Genomic DNA, 22911 nt, shown 5'->3' with positions numbered 1-22911 from the left:
AGCACCAATAGATGATTTGGAAATCACCTGCAGCTTTTACGCACTCTGCCTTAGAATAAAATTCACAAAAACCTATAAACTTTATATTTAAAATATTGCATATTATATAAATGTAATTATAGCGTTGCTATGTAATATTGCGTAAATGTTTCGATACTTCGTGTATATTCCTGTATTTATCCTTCAACTGCTAAACCATTTAGCGGTGAATATTCGATAGGACATGTTACATTGTCATCAAAAGTTACAATTTCAAAGTTATTTTCATCAGAGAGTATTTCACGCACTAACAAATTATTTAATGCATGACCAGATTTGTAGGCATTAAAACGACCGACAATAGGATAACCAATCAGATATAAATCTCCAAGCGCATCTAAAATTTTATGGCGAACAAATTCATCATTAAAGCGTAGGCCTTCTTCATTAAGAATATTGGCATCATCGATGACGATGGCATTTTCCATACTGCCGCCCAAGGCCAGATTGTTCTGACGCAATTGTTCTATGTCACGCAAAAAACCAAAAGTACGTGCTTCGCTTAGCTGCTCAATAAAGTTTTGGGTAGAGAATTGCAGTTGAGCATGTTGAAAATTTCTGTCGATGGCAGGGTGATCAAAGTCAATCTCAAAATTCAATTCAAATCCATCGTAAGGGCGTAGCTCTGCCCATTTATCATCTACTTTGACACGTACTGGTCGTACAATCTTAATGAATTTCTTTAAAGCATCTTGTTCACAGAATCCTGCATCAAGTAGCAAAGCAACAAAAGGAGCGGCACTACCATCCATAATCGGTATTTCTGAAGCAGAAACACGAATCAATAGATTATCTACCCCAAGCCCAGCGATCGCACTTAGCAAATGCTCAACCGTACCTACACGCGTACCACCAAATACTAAGTTTGATGACATCATGGTGTCTTGCACCAAAAAAGCACTGGCTGGAATAGGCTCGCTGCCTACAATATCAGAGCGCTCGAAAACAATACCAGTATCAACCGGCTGTGGATGAAACTCCAAGTCAACAGGCTGACCACTATGGAGACCAGTACCTGTAACGGCTATCGCTGTCTTTATGGTTCTTTGGTTCATGGCTGTCTTCTCACATATTTTGTTACAATTGACATAGTGTACCACTACCTCCCCCATATCCGCTACAAATAAAAAGGGTTAATTTCCTTATCTCTTTGATTGATAACACTTATCGTCATTATCTCATCATATATTTTCATAGTTTTATGCCCTATTGAACGCTTCGACACACTAGATTCTGGATATATTTTTTCGATCAGAAACATTTTGCGATACTCCTGATTTTGTTACTCTCCTTTTATAGGCCAGTCTTTTGTATGTAGACACAAAAAAGCCAGCGTTTGAGCGCTGGCTTTTTTTTTAATTTAATACTAAAAAACTATTTGTTCTGTTGACGCTTCAGATAGTCTTGGATGCTATTGGTTTTAGTTTTTGTCTGCTCTTGAGGCGCGCTTGGACGTGCAGTATTAACGTTATCTTGATGCAGTTGAGCTTGTGATTTCTTCTGACTATTTAATGCACTAGTATGTACATTAGGATCAACAGGTTGTGTACTATTGACAGAAGGAACAGGTTGCTCAACCACTTCTGGCTCTTGCCCTGCGTTTTCATCTAAGGTCAGACCTGTTGCAATAACCGTTACATGCAAGTCATCACCCATTTTTTCATCGATTACAGAGCCGTAGAAAATATGAGCATCGTCGATATCAGTAATTTCTTCAACGATAATGCTGATTTTGCTCATCTCGTCCAGTGATAATGACTCAGAAGAAATCACGTTGACCAATAGACCTTTCGCATTTTCTAGACGTAAATCATCAAGTAGTGGTGATCTGATGGCTTTTTCGGTGGCTTGACGCGCACGATCATCGCCACTTGCACGGCCAATACCCATCATTGCATGACCTTTAGCCGTCATTGCCGTACGGATATCGTTAAAGTCAATATTGATCATACCTTCGCTAGCGATAGTCTCTGCAATACCTTGAACCGCATGTAGCAAAACATCGTCCGCTTTTTTGAAAGCGTCTTGCATAGAGATGTTGCCGTATACGCTCATAAGCTTGTCGTTTGGAATCGTGATAATCGAATCCACGAAATTGGTCAACTGCTCGATACCTGCTTTCGCAGCTTTAATACGTTTGCCACCTTCAAATTTAAATGGTGTGGTCACAACCGCAACCGTCAATACCTCCATTTCTTTGGCAATACGTGCAACCACTGGTGCTGCGCCTGTACCTGTACCGCCACCCATACCAGCAGTAATAAATACCATATCTGAGTGTTCAAGCAAGGCACGAATCGCTTCTTCTTCGCTTTCTGCTGCTTCACGACCAACTTCTGGATTTGCACCTGCACCTAGACCACGGTTCGTTTTTGCACCAAGTTGTAGCTTGTGCGGTGCAGTCAGACGATCTAGCGCTTGCTTATCTGTATTAGCACAGACGAACGTTACACCTCTAATCCCTTGTTGTACCATATGTTCAACCGCATTACCGCCGCCGCCGCCAACACCGAATACAGTGAAGCTCGCTTGGCCGTTATTTTGAAGCTGGTTATCATCTGGCATGGTGTATTTTGACATAAAAAAGATTCTCCAGTTGCAGATAGCGTGTAGGTCGATACGTAGTAACGCACTCATATGGCGCGCTATCGACATACTATATATAAATGTATTTAAATAAAACAGGGCTATGGATCAAATAGTTCAGCGCGGACCATAATATGTCATCATCGCTTAAGGTATTACTGTTACTGCTTAGCACATTACTTTCAATATGACTTCAATTTTTGCTTACTTCATTCAAGAGCATCTTACAAAAGTGTTTATGCTCTACATGTTTGGTCAGTAGGTCTATAGTATTTTTTTCAACACATCAGCAAAACGTTTGCCTGCGCTTTGAAAGACTCCTGTGACTCGATTTTTTTGAATCGTATCAGGTTCACTTTTTTCACTACGGCGAAACTGCTCGCTTTGACTATATAAGAGTGTGCCAAAAGCTGTTTGGTAAGCCCGGTCATTGACCTGACTATTAAGCTGTTTAAATGACTCGTCATTATCAAAATGATTGTAAGCACTAATAGCAGGATGCGTATTGGTCAATACCACTGGCATTTTGAGCAGCCGTTTAGCAAACGGTATCATACCTTTAATGGTACTACCGCCGCCTGTCAGCACGATACCTTTGTCAATATAGCCTATCAAACCTGCTTCATGCAGTTGCCGAGCGACTTCAGTGAATATCTGCACATAACGTGCTTCAATAATGCGTGCTAAATTATAGATACCAATGTTGATCTCATCGCTCGATCCTTGCGGTTTAAACAAAAAGAATGAGCTTGGATCAACACTATTGGCGTCAGCGGTACCATGAGACTTTTTCAGTTTCTCAGCTTCAATCATCGATATACCGAAATCAGCTGAGATATCCATTGTCACTTCATGGCTGCCAGTAGCTATGCAGTGCGTAAAAATCAATTTGTTTTCTTTGTAGACGCAGATACTGGTTGTACTAGCACCGATATCTACCAAGCAAACCCCTTGCTGACGCTCTTCGGTCATTAAACTATATTCAGCACTGGTCACTGCATCAAACACGATATGGTCAATACCAACATCGCAGCTTTGTAATAGTTTTTGAATATTTTGGCGGCTAGCGACAGGCATCATCATCATGTGATACATCACAGTGATATTATGTGCCATCATTTCAATCACATCGTCGACCATGAAGTCCTGATCATCAACATAGATGCCTTGCTGACAACAATGCATGAGATAGTAATCGGATGGCAGATCGCGCGACTTGGCATTAGACAAGGCCTGTACCATATCTTTGGCACGTACGAACTCGTCCTCAACCCTCACTTCTCCAGCACTGTTTTTACTAGATAGCTCAGGTGTTGCGAGCGTCAACCATACGCTATGCACGCGGCAATTGGCAGTATCTTCTGCTTCTTGAATGGCTTGCTTGATAGCACCTTGTAGGCGTTCACGATGCTTAATTTGGCCTTGATAAAAATCGCTATTTTTAACTTGCCCTACGCCTAAGATACGAATGTCTTTTGCAGAGACAACATTGCCAATTACGACATACACTGCCGTGGCACTTAGATGGACAACAACCAAATTTTCGTTATATTTCATGGTAGCAGACAAATTATTACTAAATAGGAGCGCAAATAACGCCATCCTATTGAATCATTAAAAAAAGCGCTGTTAATACGCTATGATGTTGTACATATATTATTCGTTTTAGGCAAACAGTTACGACTCAAGTAACCACTCATCAGTATTACTTCAATTATTTGGGCTCATCAACTGGCGGCGCTGACATATCCCAGGCAATCGTAAAACCATTCTTGTAGCGTAAGTCTACAGATTGCATCTCATCTCGGCGTCCGCTTAACTGATTACCAAGTAACTGGCTTAGATTCAGTAATTTTTGTGCGGTGTTCTCATTATCGACGATGACGCGCAAGCCATTATCAAAACGAATGAGCCAAGTCATTCTTGGTGACAAAATAATGTCTTCAACCTGCATATCAAGTGGCGCATACCAATCATTGACTTGCTGCATTTGCTGCATAATGACTGGCGCTTGAGCGATTTCACCTTGCAGAGTAGCAAAGCGCTCTTGCGTCAAGTCGCTACTATCAGCAGGAACGAACACAGATCCTTTTGCATCAACCAAACGCTCTGTCCCAAAATTAGCGACTGCTTGCTTAGGTAGTGCAGTAACTACAATGCCGCGTTGCCAGTCTCGAGAGATACTCACTTGATCAACCCATGCAAGGCTTGTCGTAATATCTCTTAATGCTTGCAAATCAGAAGTAAAAAAACTGCTGACCTTTTGCTGATCCATCACTGTCTGCAATGAGTTGTATTGAGCGGTAGAGAGCCCTTGATTGCTGACATGAATCTCAGCAGGCGGTGCATCACGTAACGCTTTACCACCCATTATCAATATTAGTACCAATAATCCTAATACCAATATCATAAAAAGATATCGGGCCGAGGTTGGTAATTGGAGTTTGGATGCTGGGCGACCGGCTTTATCACTCATCAAGTCAGTTACCTCGTTGACAGTTTGAGCCATAACGACCTTTGTCCCTATATTTGCATAAAACTGATCATGCTAATTATTGATGTAAATCTGCAAGTTTTTGCAGAAGCTTATTAAAGCAATATATTATCAAAGACTGTCAATAAAAAGACTGATAGTCAGCGATTATTCTTATTTAAACGTAACATTTTTCTTAGGTTATGAATAACTTATAGGTTATCCCTGCAAAAAACGTAAATATTACTAAAACAAAGCTATTCTTACAATATTAACGTATTTTATAGGCAAACAATAGCGTAACGCTCGCTAGTAGCCTTGAATTTACACAAGTTTACATGAAGCTGTGTTATAGCAGCTCTAGTGACACATTAACGGCTTTTTTGGCTAAACTCGCCATGCTACAAAAGTGATAAAGCTGAGCAATTATAAATCTCTATATAATTTATGATTGCCCATGTTTTAACATAGCTCATTTACTCAAAGTGATTGTCATCAGACTCATTGTTAAAAAATCGTGATAAATATGATGAACGTCACATTAAAAAATTAGACTGTCTGCGATAATATGTGCCAGCACAATGTGTCAAAATCCATGCCTCGAGCTTTGGCTGCCATTGGTACCAAACTATGGCTGGTCATACCGGGCACGGTATTGATCTCAAGCAACCAAAAATTCCCTGTTTCATCTTGCATGGCATCGATACGTCCCCAGCCTTTTGCATCTACTGCACGGAATGCCGCAAGACTTAACTCTTGCAGATGCTTCTCATCAGCAGCGCTCAATCCGCAAGGAATATAGTAGCTGGTATCGTTACGATTGTACTTGGCTTCAAAGTCATAGAAGTTTGTGATATCAGCAGGCTCAAGGCGAATGACAGGATAAGCTTCGTCATCGATAATCACAATCGTAAACTCACGACCTGTGATCCAGCGCTCAGCCATCACGGCATCACCACACTGTACTGCTGTGGCATAGGCAGCAGGTAGCTCATCCAGATGATTGACCTTGGTCATACCAATACTTGAGCCTTCATGAACGGGTTTAATAATAAGTGGCAGCCCTAGCATGTTAACTACTTGCTGCCAGTCGGTATCAGCCGTCAATAATGAAAACGGTGCTGTGGATAAGCCGCAACCTTGCCATAGTTGTTTGGTACGTACTTTGTCCATACCTAATGCTGATGCCAAAATCCCAGATCCCGTTTGCGGTATATCAAACCACTGTAATACACCTTGCAATAGACCGTCTTCGCCGCCACGACCGTGCAAGACATTAAACACGCGATCGTAATCACGTAATTCTGTGATGTCTTGGTGCTTAGGATCAAAATGAGTGGCGTCGACACCTTGGTTTTGCAGTGCCTGCAATACAGCCGCACCGCTATCCAAAGACACGCTGCGCTCATTGCTGCTACCACCATAAATCACAGCGACTTTACCAAACTGAGCGGCATCTTTTACATGACCAGTCATCGTACTAATAGATTTTTTATTCTCTTTTTCATTTGGTGAAATGCTCGCGTCGCTTTGTCCTGCTTGTGCAGCCGCCGCCAATGCTGGTTCTGGATTGGTAATGGCTGACTTATCTTCGGTATCATCGATAGTGAGGTTCTGAGTACTCATGTTTTCTTTATTATTAGTCGTCATGAAGATAGTTCCTAAATTTTAGCTTACTTGATGTAAAGATTATTGGCAGCCAAATCAATAGCGATCTGCCCCACATTACCCGCGCCTTGCGTGATAAGCATGTCGTTGGCTTTTAATAAACGCTGCATCACAGGGGCAAGGTTGTCTTTGTCAATAATCGTTGGTTCAACTTCACCGCGCAGACGGATACTACGTGCTAATGACTTGGTATCAGCGCCTATAATCGGGCTTTCACCTGCTGAATATACATCCAATAGTAGCAGCTCATCAACACTTGATAGCACTTCGACAAAATCATCATAGCAATCACGGGTACGGCTATAACGATGCGGTTGAAATAACATCACTAAACGGCGATCAGGAAAGCTTTGGCGAGCGGCTTTAATGGTTGCGTCAACTTCTTTTGGATGATGACCGTAATCATCAATCAATAGGACATTACCATCATCGATATCGACCGAGGCATGCTGCTCAAATCGGCGGCCTACCCCTTCGAATTTCTGCAAAGCACGCTCAATCGCGGCATCATCGACACCTTCATCCGTTGCCATGGTGATAGCAGCCAGTGCGTTGTAGACATTGTGTGTACCAGGAATGTTCAACGTCAGACGCAATGGTTCACGGTCACGGCGCAATACAGTAAAGTGAGTCTTGGTACCTTCTGCCACCAGATCGACAGCCTGTACGTCATTAAATGGCTCAAGGCCAAAGGTCAATACTGGACGACCAATATCATCGATCATTGCATACAGCTCAGGGTCATCACCGCATACCACGGCCAAGCCGTAAAACGGCATATTGTGTAAAAATTGAATGTATGCAGCTTTTAAATTGTCAAAGCTGTTGCCATAGGTTTCCATGTGATCTTGATCGATGTTGGTCACAATTGCTGCCATTGGGCGCAGTGATAAAAAAGACGCATCGGACTCGTCCGCTTCTGCTACCAAGAAACGGCTGTTACCTAGTGCTGCATTTTTACCTGAGGCATTTAGCTTACCACCAATCACATAGGTAGGATCTAGCTGCCCTTCTGCCATCATGGTGGTGAGCAAACTGGTCGTCGTCGTTTTACCATGAGCACCAGCAACGGCAATACCATGGCGATAACGCATCAACTCTCCAAGCATATCGGCGCGGCGTACGACTGGCAGGCGCGCTTCAAGCGCGGCTTTGACCTCAGGATTGCTACGATCAATCGCTGATGACACGACGATCACGTCAGCGTTGGCAATATTTTTGGAATCATGACCAATCGATATTTTGATACCAATCTGCTGTAGACGCTTCGTCACCAGGCTTTCTGCAATGTCAGAACCACTGACTTGATAGCCTTGATTGTTCATTACCTCAGCGATGCCGCACATGCCTGAGCCACCAATACCAATAAAATGCAAATGCTGAATACGGCGCATTTCTGGTATTTCAATCAAACGCTTAGGAAGGGCTTTAGCAGAGGTAGACATAAAATTTTCTCTTTATTAAGGGATAATAAAAATTGAAGGACAGTAAAATATGATCAGTAAAAAATAACGAGTGGCAAAAGCCGAAACTATAAGGCTTGCCAAATAATATCAGCCACTTGTTTACTCGCACTGCGATTGGCAAGCGCATGACCTTTTTTGGCCATCTCAAGGCATTTCTCTCGATTGAGTACGCTAAGCTCATCGCTTAAACGTTTGGCCGTTAGCTCTGACTGTGGCAATAAAACCGCAGCAGCATGCGAGGTCAATGTGCGCGCATTGGCGGTTTGATGATCATCAACCGCATGTGGTAGCGGTACAAAAATAGCAGCAATACCGACATTTTGGATTTCAGTCACTGTCAATGCACCAGCGCGGCAAACGATAATATCTGCCCAGTTGTAGGCCGCCGCCATATCATCGATAAAGGGTTGCACTGTGAACTGATGCTTGCTTAAATCTTGCTCACTATAAGCCGCCTGAGTGGCTGCTTCGTTATTGCGTCCGCATTGATGGAGGACTTCAAACGGTTGGTCTAGCAAAGCCAGTGCTTTTGGCACAGTCTCATTCAATACCTGAGCACCAAGCGAGCCACCCACGACCAGCAGTTTAAGCGGTAAGCCATCATTGATATCATAACGCACCTTTGGCTCTGCGACACCAGTGATGGCGTTACGCACAGGATTGCCAACTGTTTCAAGCTTGGCATCTTGTTCACTATTGGCAAAAGTGTTCTCGAATGCTTGTAATACTTTGGTAGACAGCTTAGACAGATAACGATTGCTCATGCCAGCGATGGCATTTTGTTCATGGATAATCAGCGGTGTATTGGTCAGACGTGCAGCAAGTCCACCAGGCGCACTCACATAGCCACCAAAACCAACGACCACGTCAATCTGATTGCTGCGAATCACTTTCACCGCAGCCATCGTCGCTGACAATAACGTTACTGGCAGCTTAACTAAACGACCCACGCCCTTACCGCGCAGCCCCTGCATATTGATGGCATGAAAAGGATAACCCGTCGGTTCAACCAAACCATTTTCCATACCATTTGGCGTTCCAAGCCAATGAATAACCGCACCGCGACCGGTCAGCTCGTCGCTCACTGCAAGCGCGGGAAAAACATGTCCGCCCGTCCCAGCTGCCATCATCAATATGTGCGGTGTTTTCATGGAGATCTGCCTATCTTTACTTGACTTATATGAAGGATTTGTCCTACTACTATGATGCCATTTACTAAAAAAATGACACGGTAAAAGCCCGCATAGTATAGAGGAAATCATTGTCTTATATACAGTACTTTATGCAGTAGAAATAACAAAAAAACCAAGCCATGAGCTGGCATGACTTGGCGTCATGTACTACTGACACACGACCATACAAGGCAATGATAAACGAGGTATTAAGACGTACTTTCTTTAATGGACATCTGTCTTAGACTGTCTAAAACTATACCGTAAATTTATTTTCGATTGCCATGATAAAGTCGGTCGCGATATCGGTACCGCACTGATCATCAATCTCACGTACGCACGTTGGACTAGTGACATTAATCTCAGTAATACGCCCACCGATCAAGTCCAAACCCACGAACATCAGACCTTTTTCTTTGACAATCGGCGCCACAACTTCTGCCACTTGACGCTCAATATCGGTTAATGGCATCGCCACACCGCTACCACCTGCGGCAAGATTGCCACGGGTCTCGCCTTTGCTTGGGATACGCGCTAAGCTATAGTCGACCACAACGCCATCTACAATAAGTACGCGTTTATCACCTGCTTTAATCTCTGGCAAATAACGCTGCGCCATGATTGGCAAAGTCTCAAGCTCAGTCAGCACCTCAATCGTCACGCCAATGTTTGGACTATCCGCAGTCAGACGGAAGATACCCGTACCGCCCATACCATCTAGCGGCTTAACGATGACATCTTGATGCTCAGCGATAAACTGACGAATATGAGCCTGTTTGCTGGTCACAATCGTTGGACTCATATACTCACTAAACCACGTCGCAAATAGCTTTTCGTTACAATCACGTATGGCTTGCGGATCGTTGACCACAAGCACGCCTGCGGCTTTGGCATGATCTAACATATAAGTGGCATAAATAAAGCGCATATCAAACGGTGGGTCTTTGCGCATCAAAATCACGTCATAGTCAGAAACTGAGCCTGTCGCTTTATCCCCTAATGTATAAAAGTCTGTAGGGTCTCGCTTTACCGTAAGCGGCTGAGTATCGACCATTAACTGTCCACGGTCCAACCACAAGTCATGAATCTGACAGTAGCCAAGCTGATGCCCGCGATCTTGAGCGGCCCACATCATCGCAAGACTGGTGTCTTTTTTATAATTGACCCGCTCGATAGGATCCATAATGACGAGTATTTTTAGCGATTTTTCTTGGTTTTGTTGGCTCATTGTTTGACTCATAGTAGGGCTCACTTACGTTATATTATTGGTATAAAACAGGCTCAGTGTCTAATAAAACAGGCTTAGTGCCTAACTATACGCCGTACTGCTCACGGTAATGTTGCATTTTGGCTAACTGGGTCGCGTCTTTATGTTGGCCGTTTTGTGCACCATGGTCATCTGCCAGATAACTGATTAAATCGTCAATATCAACCAATGCACGCACTGGCACTGCTAATGTGGCAGCAAGCTCTTGAATAGCAGAGTGCTCAGCTTGGCCTTTTTCTTTGCGATCAAGCGCGACGATAATACCCGCAACGCTTGCTCCTGCTTGCTCTAAAATCTCGACCACTTCACGCATCGCTGTGCCTGCTGTGATGACATCGTCAAGCACCCAAACAGCCTTTCCACTTACGTCAGCGCCGACCAAATTGCCCCCTTCACCGTGGGTTTTGGCTTCTTTACGATTGTAACCCCATTTGGCATTGATGCCATGATGTAGCCATAACGCTTGCGCGGTTGCTGCCACAAAAGGTATGCCTTTATAGGCCGCACCAAAGATGACTAGCTCTTGCTCATCTGTGACATCATTTGTCATATTCATTTGTTCAGCCAAGGCATCCGCATAGCCGCGTGCTAGCAGTGATAGCATCTCACCCGTTGCAAGTAGACCGGCATTAAAAAAATATGGACTGATACGACCAGACTTGAGGACAAACTCGCCGAATTTAAGTACTTTGTTATCTAAAGCCAGTTGAATAAATTGATGAGATGAAAACGTTGGGTCTTGCGGGCGTGATACGTGAGACATGATGACATTCCTATCGGCAAAAAGAGGGGCGAAAAAATTTGCATTATTGTACGCATTATTGATCAGCTTGACCAACCGTTGATCTCGTAATCCTGCATATTGGCATAGCGAGTCAACAAACTACTACGTGACGAGATATTAAAATAACTCTGGCCACCTGCTCGCACTTGTATCTCCCAGCCTAAATGATACGCAGCAACAATGACGTGACCAGCAAATATCCGGATCTGACGATATGCGTGACGCTGCGTAGGCTCACAGACAATTTGACTCAGCAAATAACTACGTACGTGCTGGCAAATTTGCGCGGCACTATAGCTATGATTGATACTTTTGCGGGTGCTGCATTGCTTTAGCGCATGGACGGCGGCGCTGCATGCCATAATATCTGTCGCCAAACTGCCCTCGCCTGTCTCAAATTGCTGCGGTTGCAAAATCACTTGCCAATCATCGGCATACAGGCTACTCAGCAGCTCATCAGGATTATAGCGTTTGATCAATGCGCGCAGAGAGGCTGAAGACTCGTTAATTTCGTTATTGTTATTTGGCTCAGCCATCTCGTCGCGGTCAGCAGAACCAAACCCATAACGGTTGAGTTTTGGATAGGTACGAATCGCCTGCTGGATATCTGACATATCTAATAATGTCATCTCTGATAATGCCGATAATAAGGGCTGATCACTGTGGTTCTGATAAAAGCTATCAGGCAACTCGACGAGCTGCGCCGCCTTGAGTAACGATAAATGCTCCGCCAAGGGTTCTGAAGCAATCAGCGACCATTTTGACAAGCTATCTGCATTAGGCTGATAAAACCGCGTCGAATGACCATAAAGCCGGCGCAACTGGCCGTTTAAGCGGCGGGCAGGCTCAGGAATATCACTCAGCGGTCTAGCAGGATCAAGGGGTGATCGTTTGGGATCAAAATTAGGATGTACGATTGCAGGTTGATGTGAATCAGCTAGCACAGAGGACTGCCCAGCATCGCCTTTTGTGAGCTTGCTACCTTCTGCTGCCAGACTAGCATGAGACAAACGGTCATCAGAAGTAGAAGGCTGGGTCATGAAATCTCCATACACAATAAAATATAAAACCAATAAAAACGATCAAACTAAGAGACGATCTTAAGCTCAAGAGCTTATACTTAAATACTTACGCTGAAAAGCTTACTCTTGGTGATCTAAAATATCACGATAGCCTGTTTGCCAGTCAGCGTACTCAAGCCAAGCTAACGGAATATTGCTGTGCAAGCGCTTTCCTGTCACTGACGTCTTTTTTTCATCGATAATAGGCGCGGCTTCACCGATTTGTTCACTCAACCAAACGCCAAGCTCAAGGGTGGTCACAGGTCTGTAGTCTGTCGCAAGATAGAGTGGCTTTGGTGCGTCTGTAGTCAATACATTAGCGATGATAGTGACCAAGTCGCGATCCATGATACGATTGCTCCAATGCGCCGCTGGTACTGGCTCTTTTTGTGGCTCGCGAGCTTTACGCACGCGCATAAGACGCTCACGTCCATAAATGCCGCTAGGACGAATTATAATGGCTTTGTCACCAAAGCTTTGTTGCAGTGCTTGTTCGGCTTGCAATATTACCTTTGATGCGTCACGCTCAGGCGTCATAGGTTCAGTATGCTCATCGATCCATTCGCCATTATCTTGACCGTAAACACCAGTAGAAGAAATAAACACGACGCGCTGCAGGTTCGCCAGATTCGGAGCAAGCGTTGCCAAGTGTTGGCTAATCGCCAAGTAGCTGTCATGATAACCGCTGGTCGAATACTCATCAGGTGTGACGATAATCGCAATATGGGTAAATGATTGCAGCTGCTCGGTCGTCAGAGTCAGCGCATCAGCCTGCAAAAAATTGGCGTTATTCACTAATGCATAGTGATCACGCTCACTACGAGCCAGCCCTGTCACAGAAAAGCCGTCTTGTGCCAGCTTATTGGTAACAGGCAAGCCGATATCACCTTGCCCGATAATGAGTATATTTGGTGTATTCATAAAGCATCTTTCCTTTTATACAACTTATACAACGATTACAGCGCTAAGAGATAATCCTACTTAAAAATACCGTCTGTATGACAGCTGTATATCCTCGTTAGTATCGACACGCTTTTGCCAGTCATAGCTGGCATTGATACGTAGTGCTTGTTTTTTATCAATATCGTATTGTAAACCGAGGCTTGAGATCGGTTGCCAATAATGACCACGAACGTTGGACTCATCGCTGCCGCCATGATACCAATATAGCAATTGCAATTCAGCTTGCGCGCGTAACTGATTGTTAATCTGATAACGACAGCCGGCATTGACACCTGCCCCTACGCGAAAGCCTTTATTAATACCGCGCCCTGCTTGCGCGGTCCCGGCCAAAAACGTATAGCATAGTTGCGGCGGCATCTGACCCGTACCACTGCTTGGCGTACCAAATGCCCACGACCAGCCCGTCTCATAACCCACACTACCCACCAGATGATCTCGCCCGCCCTCTTGTGAGCCATCATTCACTCGCGTCGCCTCAATGCTTGCACCCCACGTTTTGCCTTTTTTGCCAGCATTGATAGGATTAAAAGAGCGTCCACGAATCAAAGTCGCATTTTGCAAGACCACGCTGTCTGGTTGATTGGGCTTATCATCATCTGTGTCATATAGACGTAAGGTCGCAGCTACCCCTTCTAAATTAAAAAACTGTGAATACCCTGACGCGTGGTCAAGCGTATCATGAAATCCTGCTCTAAACCCAATATCGATATAGTCATTGTCACCGCGCTGACCGATAGCTATCACTCCCAACTGTAGTGGATGCCTATCTATTGGATTATTATCCGATACCTCGATTTGACGTTTGCGTAACCGTTGTCCATCATCTGATAGGCTTGATACAGGATTAAGCTGTGCCGATTTTATCTCATTTAAGGTTTGTTTGGCGCTGTTATGATAGCCCAACTGCGCGCGTTGTTGCTTAGCGTCATTAAGCTGAGCTTGACGCAACGTATTGTCGGCTGGGGTATAAGTGGCATTTGCCAAAAGATTTTTGCTGTTTAATAACTGAATAACATCAGAGGGCACGACCACATAAGCCAGTTGCTTCAATAGACTTTGCTGCGGACGAATAACGTCGATCAGGCGCAGAATCTCAGAAGCACAATTATCCGTGGTGAAGTAATATGGCATTTTTAGCGCTTTGGTCTCCCAAACATGCCGCATAACCTGCTGTACTTCACTAGATGTCAGATTCAACTGATACGTCCACGTATCACGCTCATCGTCTTGTAGATACTTTGCGAGCTTTTGGGGATAAGGATCAATCTCGATGGCGCTGTCATAACTGCCAATCATGGATTTGGTCGCATAGATTGGAAAGCTATCGCCTGGATCACCGTCCACCGTATAATTGAGCGCATACGCCTGACTGATTTGATTGGGATCTGCTACGCTCGATTTTGAATCAATGCGCAATAACGTATGACCAAAGGCAGAGAGTGGGTTGTCCAAATATTCCTCAGCAAACACAATAGATAACTGCTCAGGCGCCAATGTCGACATCCAGTCATCCAGCTCTGGACACTCATTTGTCAGACTCGCATCATCGATAGCTAACTTTTCTTTTAGCCATGCTACTCGTGCTGGGAAACGGCACAGAACGGAATTATTATTGGCTTGAGTTTTTATATGAATGTTTGCTTGGTTATTACCAGTTGTCTGCGATGTGAATTCTTTTGCCAGTGCGACTAGTGTCGCATCTAATTCTGCGGCTGCATCCTGCTGACCGTTATCACTCAAAAAAAAGCGTGGATCATCGACCAGACTCTCCGTTTTCTTTTTAGAAAACATGCTGCTTTGGTCATCGTAAAAATACAATAATCGTCGCCATGTTGTATGCTGTGCTAAATTGTCGGTTTTTGCCTGTCGACGCCATGTTGCCAGTAACTGCTCTGTCGTCATATCTGACCCAGACGCAGTATTATTTTGAGTATTGTCTCCAGTATCACTGAGATTAGATGTCTCAATGCGAACAGTAGTTTCAGAGTCACTAGGTGACATACTCTCTGGCAATTCAGATGAGAGCGCACCTTCAGTGACCAATAAAGGTGTCGGTAAAAATGCCTGCGTGTTTGCAGAGAATAATAGCGCCGCTATCGCCAATGGCAGTCGCGCTCGCTGACCAATGGTTATTAGAGTATAAGTTCCAGACGTAGACATCAGTTTTATAGACATGAAGCAGGCTCTCACACGTTATTATTTATACGCTATTCGCGCTGTTAAGGTTTACTATGCTAGAGACTCAAATGACATAAATAGGCTGTGACTATTTAGGGACACGCCCTAGCTACTTTGATAAACTTTTTATCACAACATCACCAATACTATTATAAAAAGAGAGCTTTATGCCCGCTTCATCCTCAAATTCATCATTATCTACATTGCCAATGACAATCACAGACGGTCTGCTATCAGCCGCTACTTGGCTGGCCTCACCCAACTATAATATCAGACCAAAAGGTGTCAGTATCGATGCCATTATTATTCATAATATTAGCCTACCACCCAATGAGTTTGGTGCATGCGATACGAGTGGCACACATTACGTAAAGGCATTATTCACCAATCAATTAGACTGGAATGCGCATCCTTACTTTCAGACGATCAAAGGCGCAGAAGTGTCAGCGCACTTGTTTATCGAACGTGACGGCGCTATCACGCAGTTTGTCAATTTTGACGAACGCGCTTGGCATGCTGGGCGATCTAGCTATTTGGGCCGACCCGAATGTAACGATTATAGCATTGGCATTGAGCTTGAAGGGTCAGATTTTGTGTCCTTCACTTCCGCTCAATATGAGAAGCTCGCAGCGGTAATTGCGGCTATTTATGAAGCGTACCCGAAAACACGCCGACATTTGACAGGGCATAGTGATATTGCGCCAGGGCGTAAGACCGATCCTGGTGATTATTTTGAATGGACAAGGTTGCGGGAGCTAGTTGCAGGGTTATTACGAAATAACTCTTTATCACTGCAAAAATGATTTCCACATCCAATCCATTTATCTCAGTGATGAAAGTGCTATAATTCGTCAGTTTTTTTGCAACAGCAAATCAGCACACCACCTCTTATACAACCCTGTACACAACTTAGCAAGATAGGTTCTCATGGCAAAAAGTCGGTTATTTCGTTCCACCATGGTGGTCAGTAGCATGACCATGTTATCGCGTATTTTAGGTTTGGTACGTGATGTCGTGTTGCTAGGGGTTTTTGGGGCTGGCGGTTTGATGGACGCCTTTTTGGTCGCCTTCAAAATCCCAAATTTTTTGCGACGACTGTTTGCCGAAGGGGCGTTTAGCCAAGCATTCGTTCCTGTGCTGTCTGAGTACAAAGAAAAATACAGCTTACAGCAGGTACAGATATTAGTCAGTCGCACCTCAGGCGCACTCTTGCTGGTGTTGTCGATGCTGACAGTGGTTGTCATCTTAATCGCGCCTTGGGTAGTGACGTTATTTGCCCCTGGGTTTGCCGATCAACCTGATAAGTTTGCCATTACCGCTGAATTACTCCGCCTTACCTTCCCTTATTTGCTGTTTATTTCTATGACGGCTTTTGCCAGTGGTATTTTGCAAAGTTATGGCCGTTTTGCTGCGCCCGCTTTTGCCCCAGTCCTATTGAATTTATGTATGATTGGTGGTGCGCTGATTTTTGCGCCGATGTTTGATACGCCTATTATGGCGCTTGGCTATTCCGTGGCGATCGCAGGACTATTGCAATTCTTAATACAACTGCCTCAGCTATGGCAACAAAAACTACTAGTCGCGCCCAAGATTGACTTTCAGCACGAGGGCGTTCGCCGCATTCTAAAATTAATGCTGCCGGCTATCTTTGGTGTGTCTGTCACTCAGATTAACTTATTGCTGAACACCGTTTTTGCCTCATTGATGATTGGAGGTTCGGTGTCTTGGCTCTACGCGGCTGAGCGTATGAGCGAGCTACCACTAGGGCTGATTGGTGTAGCGATTGGTACGGTCATATTACCAAGTCTGTCAAAAAGTGAAGCGCAAAAAGACGATGTTAGTTTCAAAAAGACCATCGACTGGGCCGCGCGCCTTATCATTTTGGTCGGTGTGCCTGCCTCGGCTGCGCTCTTTGTACTCGCAGATGTGCTGATGCAAGCCCTGTTCTTACGTGGTGAGTTTACCTTACGCGATGCGCAGATGAGTGCACTGGCATTACGTAGTATGGCAGGTGGTATCTTAGGATTCATGCTGATCAAGATCTTTGCCCCTGCATTTTTTGCGCGTCAAGACACCAGAACACCTGTCAAAATCGGCATCATTTCTGTTATTGCCAACATGGTATTTAGTGTCATCTTTATTGGGATATTCTATTTCTTAGAAATGCCATTACATGGTGGCCTAGCCTTGGCAACGACGGGCGCAGCGTTCGTAAACGCAGGCTTGCTCTATTACTTCTTACACAAGCGCGATATTTTCCGTTTTGGCCCCCATTGGAGCAAACTATTCACACAGTTTGCCATTTCGACTGGCTCCATGATCGGCGTACTTTATCTCATGTTACCCTACTTCCCTACTGATGAAGCCCAGTGGCAACGCATCATCGCACTCGTGATTATGTGTGTCGCCGGAGCGCTCGTCTATGGCGTGGTATTGCTAGCGACAGGTTTCCGTCCTCGCCAGCTCAAACACGGATAAGCCAACGTAGATATAGGCATGAGCTTAGCTTACGAAACCAAAACAAGCCTATCATCAGAATTGACAATGCTTGCCACCAATCGTTGTCATAATGACCTATTAATGAATAACTGACATTTGAGGTTTGATATGACAACGAAACAGCCACTCTTTCAGCGCTTACCGCTTCTCCTTGCAACAGGTGTACTCGGTACTGGACTACTGCTGAGCGGTTGCAGCAACAATGAGTCTGCAGACACTGAAACTGCTACCAACAATGAAGAGGTTGCAGCTGTCGTTGATACTTCAGAAGAAGACACAGCTGAGCAAAAAGAGACAGCAGATAGCACAAGCGAAACGACTCAAGTCACAGATGATACTGAGAACAAAACGACCGTTGATAATGACAATATCAATACAGTCACCGCTCCGATTAACCAAAAAAGCCTAGTGACCAATCCGACCCAAGCTGGCACACCAGAGGACACGGTCAAAAAAGCACTAAATAGCTTGTATTATGGTGATGTGAAGGATGCGGCAGGCTACTATCAAGTAGATATGGCAAACTTTGAGCAAGAGCTTGCCAACACTCAATCGGCGTTTCAACAAACGGTCGATGGCGTGACGATTACTGACACAACGTACAATGATGACAAAACGCGCGCTACTATTACGGGCGAGTTGATGCTCAAAGGACAAAGCGACCCTGCACCATTGACCTATCAACTACAGAAAAACGACGGCCAATGGAAAATTTTGGGTTAAGGCATTTTGCTCTAATTATCTGCAATGTTGTCCGATGCCACGGCTTTACCAAGCATCACAACATCAGCGATAAACCCGTCCATATCACAAACTTTTGGCATATATCCCCACTGCTCAAAGCCAAGTTTACGGAACAGTCCCAAACTTGGCTGATTGTGGGCAAAAATAAGGGCAACGATATTTCTGATTCCTAAACTGGGCGCTTGCTTCAACATCCAGCGTGTCAACAGACTGCCCAACCCTTTACTCTGATAATCTTGGTTCAGATAGATGCTGATTTCAGTGCTGATATGATAAGCGGTACGCGCATATAAATCACTGAAACTGCCCCATGCAACAATCGGCAGTTTTGTACTCTGTCTATCGGCATCACCTTCTAGTAATGCTTTGACTACATAAATAGGCCTCGTTGGACTATCTAAATGCTCATCGAACCAAGCTGTACGTTCTTCGAGCGTTACTAATGCCAAATTTGCCGTTGCTTGTTTGCCAGGAATACTTTGGTTATAAATCGCCAAGACTTCTGCCAAGTCTTCTTTACTGGCACGTTGTACCATAAACTGCTGGGTCAGCTGATGTGTCAACGGGGCAGTTGCTATGACATTTAAGGCAACATCGGACATAGAGTCTCCATATTGATTGGCATTATTATTGGTATTCATGATGATAGTAAAAAATCGTCATACTGATAATAGACGTATGTACAAACCATGAAATTCATAGAGCGTCATTCATACTTGCATTATCCGTAGACTATAGGATGTTAGTGTGGCTATTTTACTTTATAATGGCTAATTTTCGACACATCAATTTTGACCATAGATGTGTTTTTTCGTTTTTTATCTGGTCTCATCATAGCTGAAAACTTATGAAAACCTATTTTCTTGAGCAACTGATTGCATCATCAAATGCCGCGTCTACTACTAATGACCCAGTAGAGTTAGCGCCTTGTGTGCTCACTATTGGCAATTTTGATGGCGTACACCTTGGTCATCAGGCAATGCTGGCACAAGTTCGTGATATTGCGCATACCCAAAACTTGGACGCTGCGGTCATGATATTTGAGCCACAACCACGTGAGTTTTTTGAGCCAGCTAAAGCCCCTGCGCGTTTGACCAATCTAGCAGAAAAGCAGGCACTCCTAGCACAACATGGGGTTAAAACCTTAGTGGTGGCAGGTTTTGATGAGGACTTTCGCTCATTATCAGCACAAGCCTTTGCCGATATATTAGCCAAGCGCTTAAATGTAAAAGCGCTGGTACTAGGTGACGACTTCCGCTTCGGTCATGATCGTACTGGCGATAGTCAGTTTTTGCGCGACTATGGTTTGGATGTGACTAACCTACATACCATCACTGATAGCAATATTGACAACGACCACTTGAATGATTTCAATAATGAGGCTGCACGTATTAGCTCTACTCGCATCCGTGACTTGCTATTGGCAGGTGATATTCATGCTGCCAATATACTGCTGGACCGCGACTACGCCATTACGGGGTCGGTCGTCCGTGGCGATCAAATTGGTCGCACTATGGACTTTCCTACTGCCAATATTGATTTGCAGCGAATAAAACCCGTTTTGCACGGTATTTTTGCCGTTGATGTCGTCAGCTTAGATGAGAATGGAGAGGTCATACCTGATGGCTTAATAAAGCTGGCTACTGATAACAATATAGGCGTCGCAGGTTTGCGTCCACATAGTTTGTTCGGTACCGCTAACATTGGCAAAAGACCCTCTGTTGATAAAGGTGATGACTGGCGATTGGAAGTACACTTTCCCAAACTAAAAGCAGATTTGTACGGATTGAATCTAGAAGTGCGCTTCTTGCACTTTTTGCATGGTGAGCGTCGCTACGATGGTTTGGACGCCTTGAAAGCGGGTATTCATCAAGATGTCACTGACCTACTAGAATGGCGTGATAACCAAGTTTAGCAGTCAGACGTATCTTACATTTTATCAAGTCCAAACTTCTTTGCTGTTGCGATTCCGGTATGTCCTTGACGATAGTATGCGATGACTTTGATCTTAAAGTCTAGATTGTAACGCATAAAAATACCCCCGTAAGTTGTGTCCAACTTATGGGGGTCGGTTCACTATATTAGGTTTTTTATATCAGCTTTTAGGCATCAGGATGCATTCGTACATTTAACTCATCAATCGTCTCTACCCATGCTGCATCTTTTTGCCATTCTTCTTGCAAGAACATACGCTGGCTATCGGTCCAGAAATCAGCTTCTACCAATTTCTCTTCACTTGATAACTGGTTGTCTGCGATAAACTTATCAATCGCTTCATCAGAGCTATCTAGACCTAACTGAGCAAATAGCTCATTCATATTATATTCTGGCTCACCCAACATACTTTTCTCCTTAAATGGTGTAGTGGTAATTGTGCTTATTATTCAAATTAACCCATTTATTGTAGCAAGCTTTGTGCTAATAGCTGTTAATCAACGTTTATCTAACGTTATCAATTGTATAGACAGCAAACAGATATTGCCATTTCAAAAGATGCGATAGATTACTTTTTATTTCATCATATCTTTTGGATAAAAAAACTTATAGACATAAAAAAGCCCTCCTATATTAAGAGGGCTTTTCTTTTTCACTCATTACTTAAGTTAAGACAGCTATATAACTGCTTAGCTTATGGTAGTAGGTGTGCTACTGCATCACGCTCTTCGCTCAGCTCTTGCTCAGTGGCGGCCATTTTCTCTTTTGAGAATTCTGATGACACATCAACGCCGTCTACGATAGACCAGTCGCCGTTTTTGCACGTGCATGGGAATGAGTAGATAAGGCCTTCAGCGATACCATATTCCCCATTTGAGTAAACACCCATAGAGACCCAATCGTTCTCGTCAGTACCGAGTGCCCACGTGCGCATATGCGCGATAGCAGCGTTGGCAGCAGAAGCTGCAGACGAGGCGCCACGAGCTTTAATGATAGCCGCGCCGCGCTGTTGTACTTCTGGGATGTACGTGTTTTCGTACCAATCACGATCAACCAACTCTAGCGCTGGTTTGCCATTGACAGTCGCAGCCGTTAGGTCTGGATACTGGGTCGATGAATGGTTGCCCCAGATGGTCATGTTTTTGATGTCATTGACAGTGCTATCAGTTTTTTCGGCCAGCTGTGCCATCGCACGGTTGTGATCTAGGCGAGTCATGGCAGTAAAGTTACGTGGATCAAGATCTGGTGCGTTACGCTGAGCGATTAGCGCGTTGGTGTTGGCAGGGTTACCGACGACCAATACTTTTACATCACGGCTAGCGACTTCGTTTAATGCTTTGCCTTGTGCTGAGAAAATCGCAGCGTTGGCTTCTAGTAAGTCCTTACGCTCCATACCTGGGCCACGTGGACGGGCACCGACGAGTAACGCGTAGTCAGCATCTTTGAATGCCACATTTGCATCATCAGTTTGGACAATACCAGCAAGCAATGGGAATGCGCAGTCTTCTAGTTCCATGACCACACCCTTTAGGGCATCAAGCGCTGGTGTGATTTCAAGCAATTGCAAAATAACTGGCTGATCTTTACCTAGCATCTCGCCAGATGCAATACGAAATAGCATCGCGTAGCTGATATTACCAGCGGCACCAGTGACGGCAACACGTAAAGGCTGTTTCATTGACATTGAATACTCCCTAATTGATGATTGGATAATACATAGTTTTAATTGATGATTATCATTATAGATATCGACTTGTCTGCCGCATTGCAGCATACATAAACCGAGAGCTAGTGTAGCACTTCATCACAGCGACCGTCTAGATACAGTCATAGACCCATCAGGGACTATATTGTTACATTTTATACGAAAAGAATATCTATAAGCTCAGAGCCTATAAATAAAGGGCTGTATAATTTTTAGATACGGTCCATAGTATGTTTTATCGCTATGAGACGAGTAAATAAGAGCATAAAAATGACAATGTAATACGGACAAGTTTATTCAGATTTTATTGAAAACAGTACCGAAAAGGATGTAGAAAAAGAACGGTAGACTATCTAAAAAATAGTTAAATA

At 44.2% G+C, this 22911-nt stretch carries 19 protein-coding genes; 4 read left to right on the top strand and 15 right to left on the bottom strand.

Annotation, left to right across the window (positions count from 1 at the left end; translation table 11 throughout):
* Positions 1 to 176: 176 nt before the first annotated feature.
* From lpxC to BTW00_RS09240, 12 genes are all read right to left on the bottom strand, one after another.
* Positions 177 to 1094: a UDP-3-O-acyl-N-acetylglucosamine deacetylase gene (gene lpxC / locus BTW00_RS09295; protein ID WP_075107174.1), complete on the bottom strand. Its 918-nt coding sequence runs from the start codon at positions 1092 to 1094 to the stop codon at positions 177 to 179.
* Positions 1095 to 1413: 319 nt separating this feature from the next.
* Positions 1414 to 2619, bottom strand: a complete 1206-nt coding sequence (gene ftsZ / locus BTW00_RS09290) for a cell division protein FtsZ (protein ID WP_058024577.1) — start codon at positions 2617 to 2619, stop codon at positions 1414 to 1416.
* Positions 2620 to 2889: 270 nt separating this feature from the next.
* Positions 2890 to 4227, bottom strand: a complete 1338-nt coding sequence (ftsA, locus tag BTW00_RS09285) for a cell division protein FtsA (RefSeq protein WP_058024576.1) — start codon at positions 4225 to 4227, stop codon at positions 2890 to 2892.
* 112 nt (positions 4228 to 4339) lie between these two features.
* Complete coding sequence (locus BTW00_RS09280) at positions 4340 to 5134, bottom strand: cell division protein FtsQ/DivIB (protein ID WP_058024575.1); 795 nt, start codon at positions 5132 to 5134, stop codon at positions 4340 to 4342.
* A gap of 513 nt (positions 5135 to 5647) precedes the next feature.
* Entirely contained in the window at positions 5648 to 6748 is a 1101-nt protein-coding gene (locus tag BTW00_RS09275; RefSeq protein WP_371915066.1) for a D-alanine--D-alanine ligase, read from the bottom strand.
* Positions 6749 to 6771: 23 nt separating this feature from the next.
* Positions 6772 to 8211: a UDP-N-acetylmuramate--L-alanine ligase gene (gene murC / locus BTW00_RS09270; RefSeq protein ID WP_075107173.1), complete on the bottom strand. Its 1440-nt coding sequence runs from the start codon at positions 8209 to 8211 to the stop codon at positions 6772 to 6774.
* An 86-nt stretch (positions 8212 to 8297) separates the two neighbouring features.
* Positions 8298 to 9383, bottom strand: coding sequence for an undecaprenyldiphospho-muramoylpentapeptide beta-N-acetylglucosaminyltransferase (gene murG / locus BTW00_RS09265; protein ID WP_075107172.1), 1086 nt, complete (start codon positions 9381 to 9383; stop codon positions 8298 to 8300).
* A gap of 277 nt (positions 9384 to 9660) precedes the next feature.
* Entirely contained in the window at positions 9661 to 10632 is a 972-nt protein-coding gene (gshB, locus tag BTW00_RS09260; protein WP_075107171.1) for a glutathione synthase, read from the bottom strand.
* Positions 10633 to 10717: 85 nt separating this feature from the next.
* Complete coding sequence (pyrE, locus tag BTW00_RS09255) at positions 10718 to 11434, bottom strand: orotate phosphoribosyltransferase (protein WP_075107170.1); 717 nt, start codon at positions 11432 to 11434, stop codon at positions 10718 to 10720.
* A gap of 62 nt (positions 11435 to 11496) precedes the next feature.
* Positions 11497 to 12495, bottom strand: a complete 999-nt coding sequence (locus BTW00_RS09250; RefSeq protein WP_075107169.1) for a hypothetical protein — start codon at positions 12493 to 12495, stop codon at positions 11497 to 11499.
* A gap of 102 nt (positions 12496 to 12597) precedes the next feature.
* On the bottom strand, positions 12598 to 13437 hold the full coding sequence (locus BTW00_RS09245) for an SDR family oxidoreductase (protein WP_075107168.1): 840 nt from the start codon (positions 13435 to 13437) through the stop codon (positions 12598 to 12600).
* Between the two features lie 60 nt (positions 13438 to 13497).
* Entirely contained in the window at positions 13498 to 15654 is a 2157-nt protein-coding gene (locus BTW00_RS09240) for a DUF4105 domain-containing protein (protein WP_143506579.1), read from the bottom strand.
* 170 nt (positions 15655 to 15824) lie between these two features.
* Here BTW00_RS09240 and ampD point away from each other — a divergent pair, with 170 nt between their 5' ends.
* The 3 genes from ampD to BTW00_RS09225 all read left to right on the top strand — a co-directional run bounded on the left by ampD (position 15825) and on the right by BTW00_RS09225 (position 18879).
* Positions 15825 to 16460, top strand: a complete 636-nt coding sequence (ampD, locus tag BTW00_RS09235; protein ID WP_075107167.1) for a 1,6-anhydro-N-acetylmuramyl-L-alanine amidase AmpD — start codon at positions 15825 to 15827, stop codon at positions 16458 to 16460.
* Positions 16461 to 16584: 124 nt separating this feature from the next.
* A complete protein-coding gene (murJ, locus tag BTW00_RS09230) occupies positions 16585 to 18135 on the top strand; it encodes a murein biosynthesis integral membrane protein MurJ (protein WP_075107166.1) in 1551 nt (516 codons plus the stop codon).
* Between the two features lie 129 nt (positions 18136 to 18264).
* Positions 18265 to 18879, top strand: a complete 615-nt coding sequence (locus BTW00_RS09225) for a hypothetical protein (protein WP_075107165.1) — start codon at positions 18265 to 18267, stop codon at positions 18877 to 18879.
* Positions 18880 to 18890: 11 nt separating this feature from the next.
* Here the strand turns inward: BTW00_RS09225 and BTW00_RS09220 are convergent, their stop codons facing one another.
* Positions 18891 to 19502, bottom strand: coding sequence for a GNAT family N-acetyltransferase (locus BTW00_RS09220; protein ID WP_075107164.1), 612 nt, complete (start codon positions 19500 to 19502; stop codon positions 18891 to 18893).
* A 245-nt stretch (positions 19503 to 19747) separates the two neighbouring features.
* Between BTW00_RS09220 and ribF the strand changes: the two genes are divergently transcribed.
* On the top strand, positions 19748 to 20815 hold the full coding sequence (gene ribF, locus BTW00_RS09215) for a riboflavin biosynthesis protein RibF (RefSeq protein WP_075107163.1): 1068 nt from the start codon (positions 19748 to 19750) through the stop codon (positions 20813 to 20815).
* Positions 20816 to 21002: 187 nt separating this feature from the next.
* On the opposite strand, the gene BTW00_RS09205 is transcribed toward ribF, so the two are convergent.
* Positions 21003 to 21242 (bottom strand): DUF2789 domain-containing protein, encoded by a 240-nt coding sequence (locus BTW00_RS09205; protein ID WP_075107162.1) that lies wholly within the window; start codon positions 21240 to 21242, stop codon positions 21003 to 21005.
* Between the two features lie 287 nt (positions 21243 to 21529).
* On the bottom strand, positions 21530 to 22519 hold the full coding sequence (locus BTW00_RS09200) for a malate dehydrogenase (RefSeq protein ID WP_178379285.1): 990 nt from the start codon (positions 22517 to 22519) through the stop codon (positions 21530 to 21532).
* Between the last annotated feature and the right edge of the window lie 392 nt (positions 22520 to 22911).

Origin of the sequence: Psychrobacter sp. C 20.9, assembly GCF_001921765.1 — a bacterium.
In the GTDB taxonomy this organism is placed as follows: Bacteria; Pseudomonadota; Gammaproteobacteria; order Pseudomonadales; family Moraxellaceae; genus Psychrobacter; species Psychrobacter piscatorii_B.
This window is presented reverse-complemented; position numbering and strand designations above follow the sequence as displayed.

Excerpts from the sequence above, each read along its gene's own strand:
- BTW00_RS09245 (WP_075107168.1), bottom strand. The coding sequence starts at position 13,437 with ATGAATACACCAAATATACTCATTATCGGGCAAGGTGATATCGGCTTG.
- BTW00_RS09280 (WP_058024575.1), bottom strand. The coding sequence starts at position 5,134 with ATGGCTCAAACTGTCAACGAGGTAACTGACTTGATGAGTGATAAAGCC.
- murG (WP_075107172.1), bottom strand. The coding sequence starts at position 9,383 with ATGAAAACACCGCACATATTGATGATGGCAGCTGGGACGGGCGGACAT.
- BTW00_RS09250 (WP_075107169.1), bottom strand. The coding sequence starts at position 12,495 with ATGACCCAGCCTTCTACTTCTGATGACCGTTTGTCTCATGCTAGTCTG.
- BTW00_RS09240 (WP_143506579.1), bottom strand. The coding sequence starts at position 15,654 with ATGTCTATAAAACTGATGTCTACGTCTGGAACTTATACTCTAATAACC.
- BTW00_RS09205 (WP_075107162.1), bottom strand. The coding sequence starts at position 21,242 with ATGTTGGGTGAGCCAGAATATAATATGAATGAGCTATTTGCTCAGTTA.
- BTW00_RS09200 (WP_178379285.1), bottom strand. The coding sequence starts at position 22,519 with ATGTCAATGAAACAGCCTTTACGTGTTGCCGTCACTGGTGCCGCTGGT.
- BTW00_RS09220 (WP_075107164.1), bottom strand. The coding sequence starts at position 19,502 with ATGTCCGATGTTGCCTTAAATGTCATAGCAACTGCCCCGTTGACACAT.
- ribF (WP_075107163.1), top strand. The coding sequence starts at position 19,748 with ATGAAAACCTATTTTCTTGAGCAACTGATTGCATCATCAAATGCCGCG.
- ftsZ (WP_058024577.1), bottom strand. The coding sequence starts at position 2,619 with ATGTCAAAATACACCATGCCAGATGATAACCAGCTTCAAAATAACGGC.
- BTW00_RS09225 (WP_075107165.1), top strand. The coding sequence starts at position 18,265 with ATGACAACGAAACAGCCACTCTTTCAGCGCTTACCGCTTCTCCTTGCA.
- gshB (WP_075107171.1), bottom strand. The coding sequence starts at position 10,632 with ATGAGCCAACAAAACCAAGAAAAATCGCTAAAAATACTCGTCATTATG.
- murJ (WP_075107166.1), top strand. The coding sequence starts at position 16,585 with ATGGCAAAAAGTCGGTTATTTCGTTCCACCATGGTGGTCAGTAGCATG.
- murC (WP_075107173.1), bottom strand. The coding sequence starts at position 8,211 with ATGTCTACCTCTGCTAAAGCCCTTCCTAAGCGTTTGATTGAAATACCA.
- ampD (WP_075107167.1), top strand. The coding sequence starts at position 15,825 with ATGCCCGCTTCATCCTCAAATTCATCATTATCTACATTGCCAATGACA.
- BTW00_RS09275 (WP_371915066.1), bottom strand. The coding sequence starts at position 6,748 with ATGACGACTAATAATAAAGAAAACATGAGTACTCAGAACCTCACTATC.
- pyrE (WP_075107170.1), bottom strand. The coding sequence starts at position 11,434 with ATGTCTCACGTATCACGCCCGCAAGACCCAACGTTTTCATCTCATCAA.
- lpxC (WP_075107174.1), bottom strand. The coding sequence starts at position 1,094 with ATGAACCAAAGAACCATAAAGACAGCGATAGCCGTTACAGGTACTGGT.
- ftsA (WP_058024576.1), bottom strand. The coding sequence starts at position 4,227 with ATGGCGTTATTTGCGCTCCTATTTAGTAATAATTTGTCTGCTACCATG.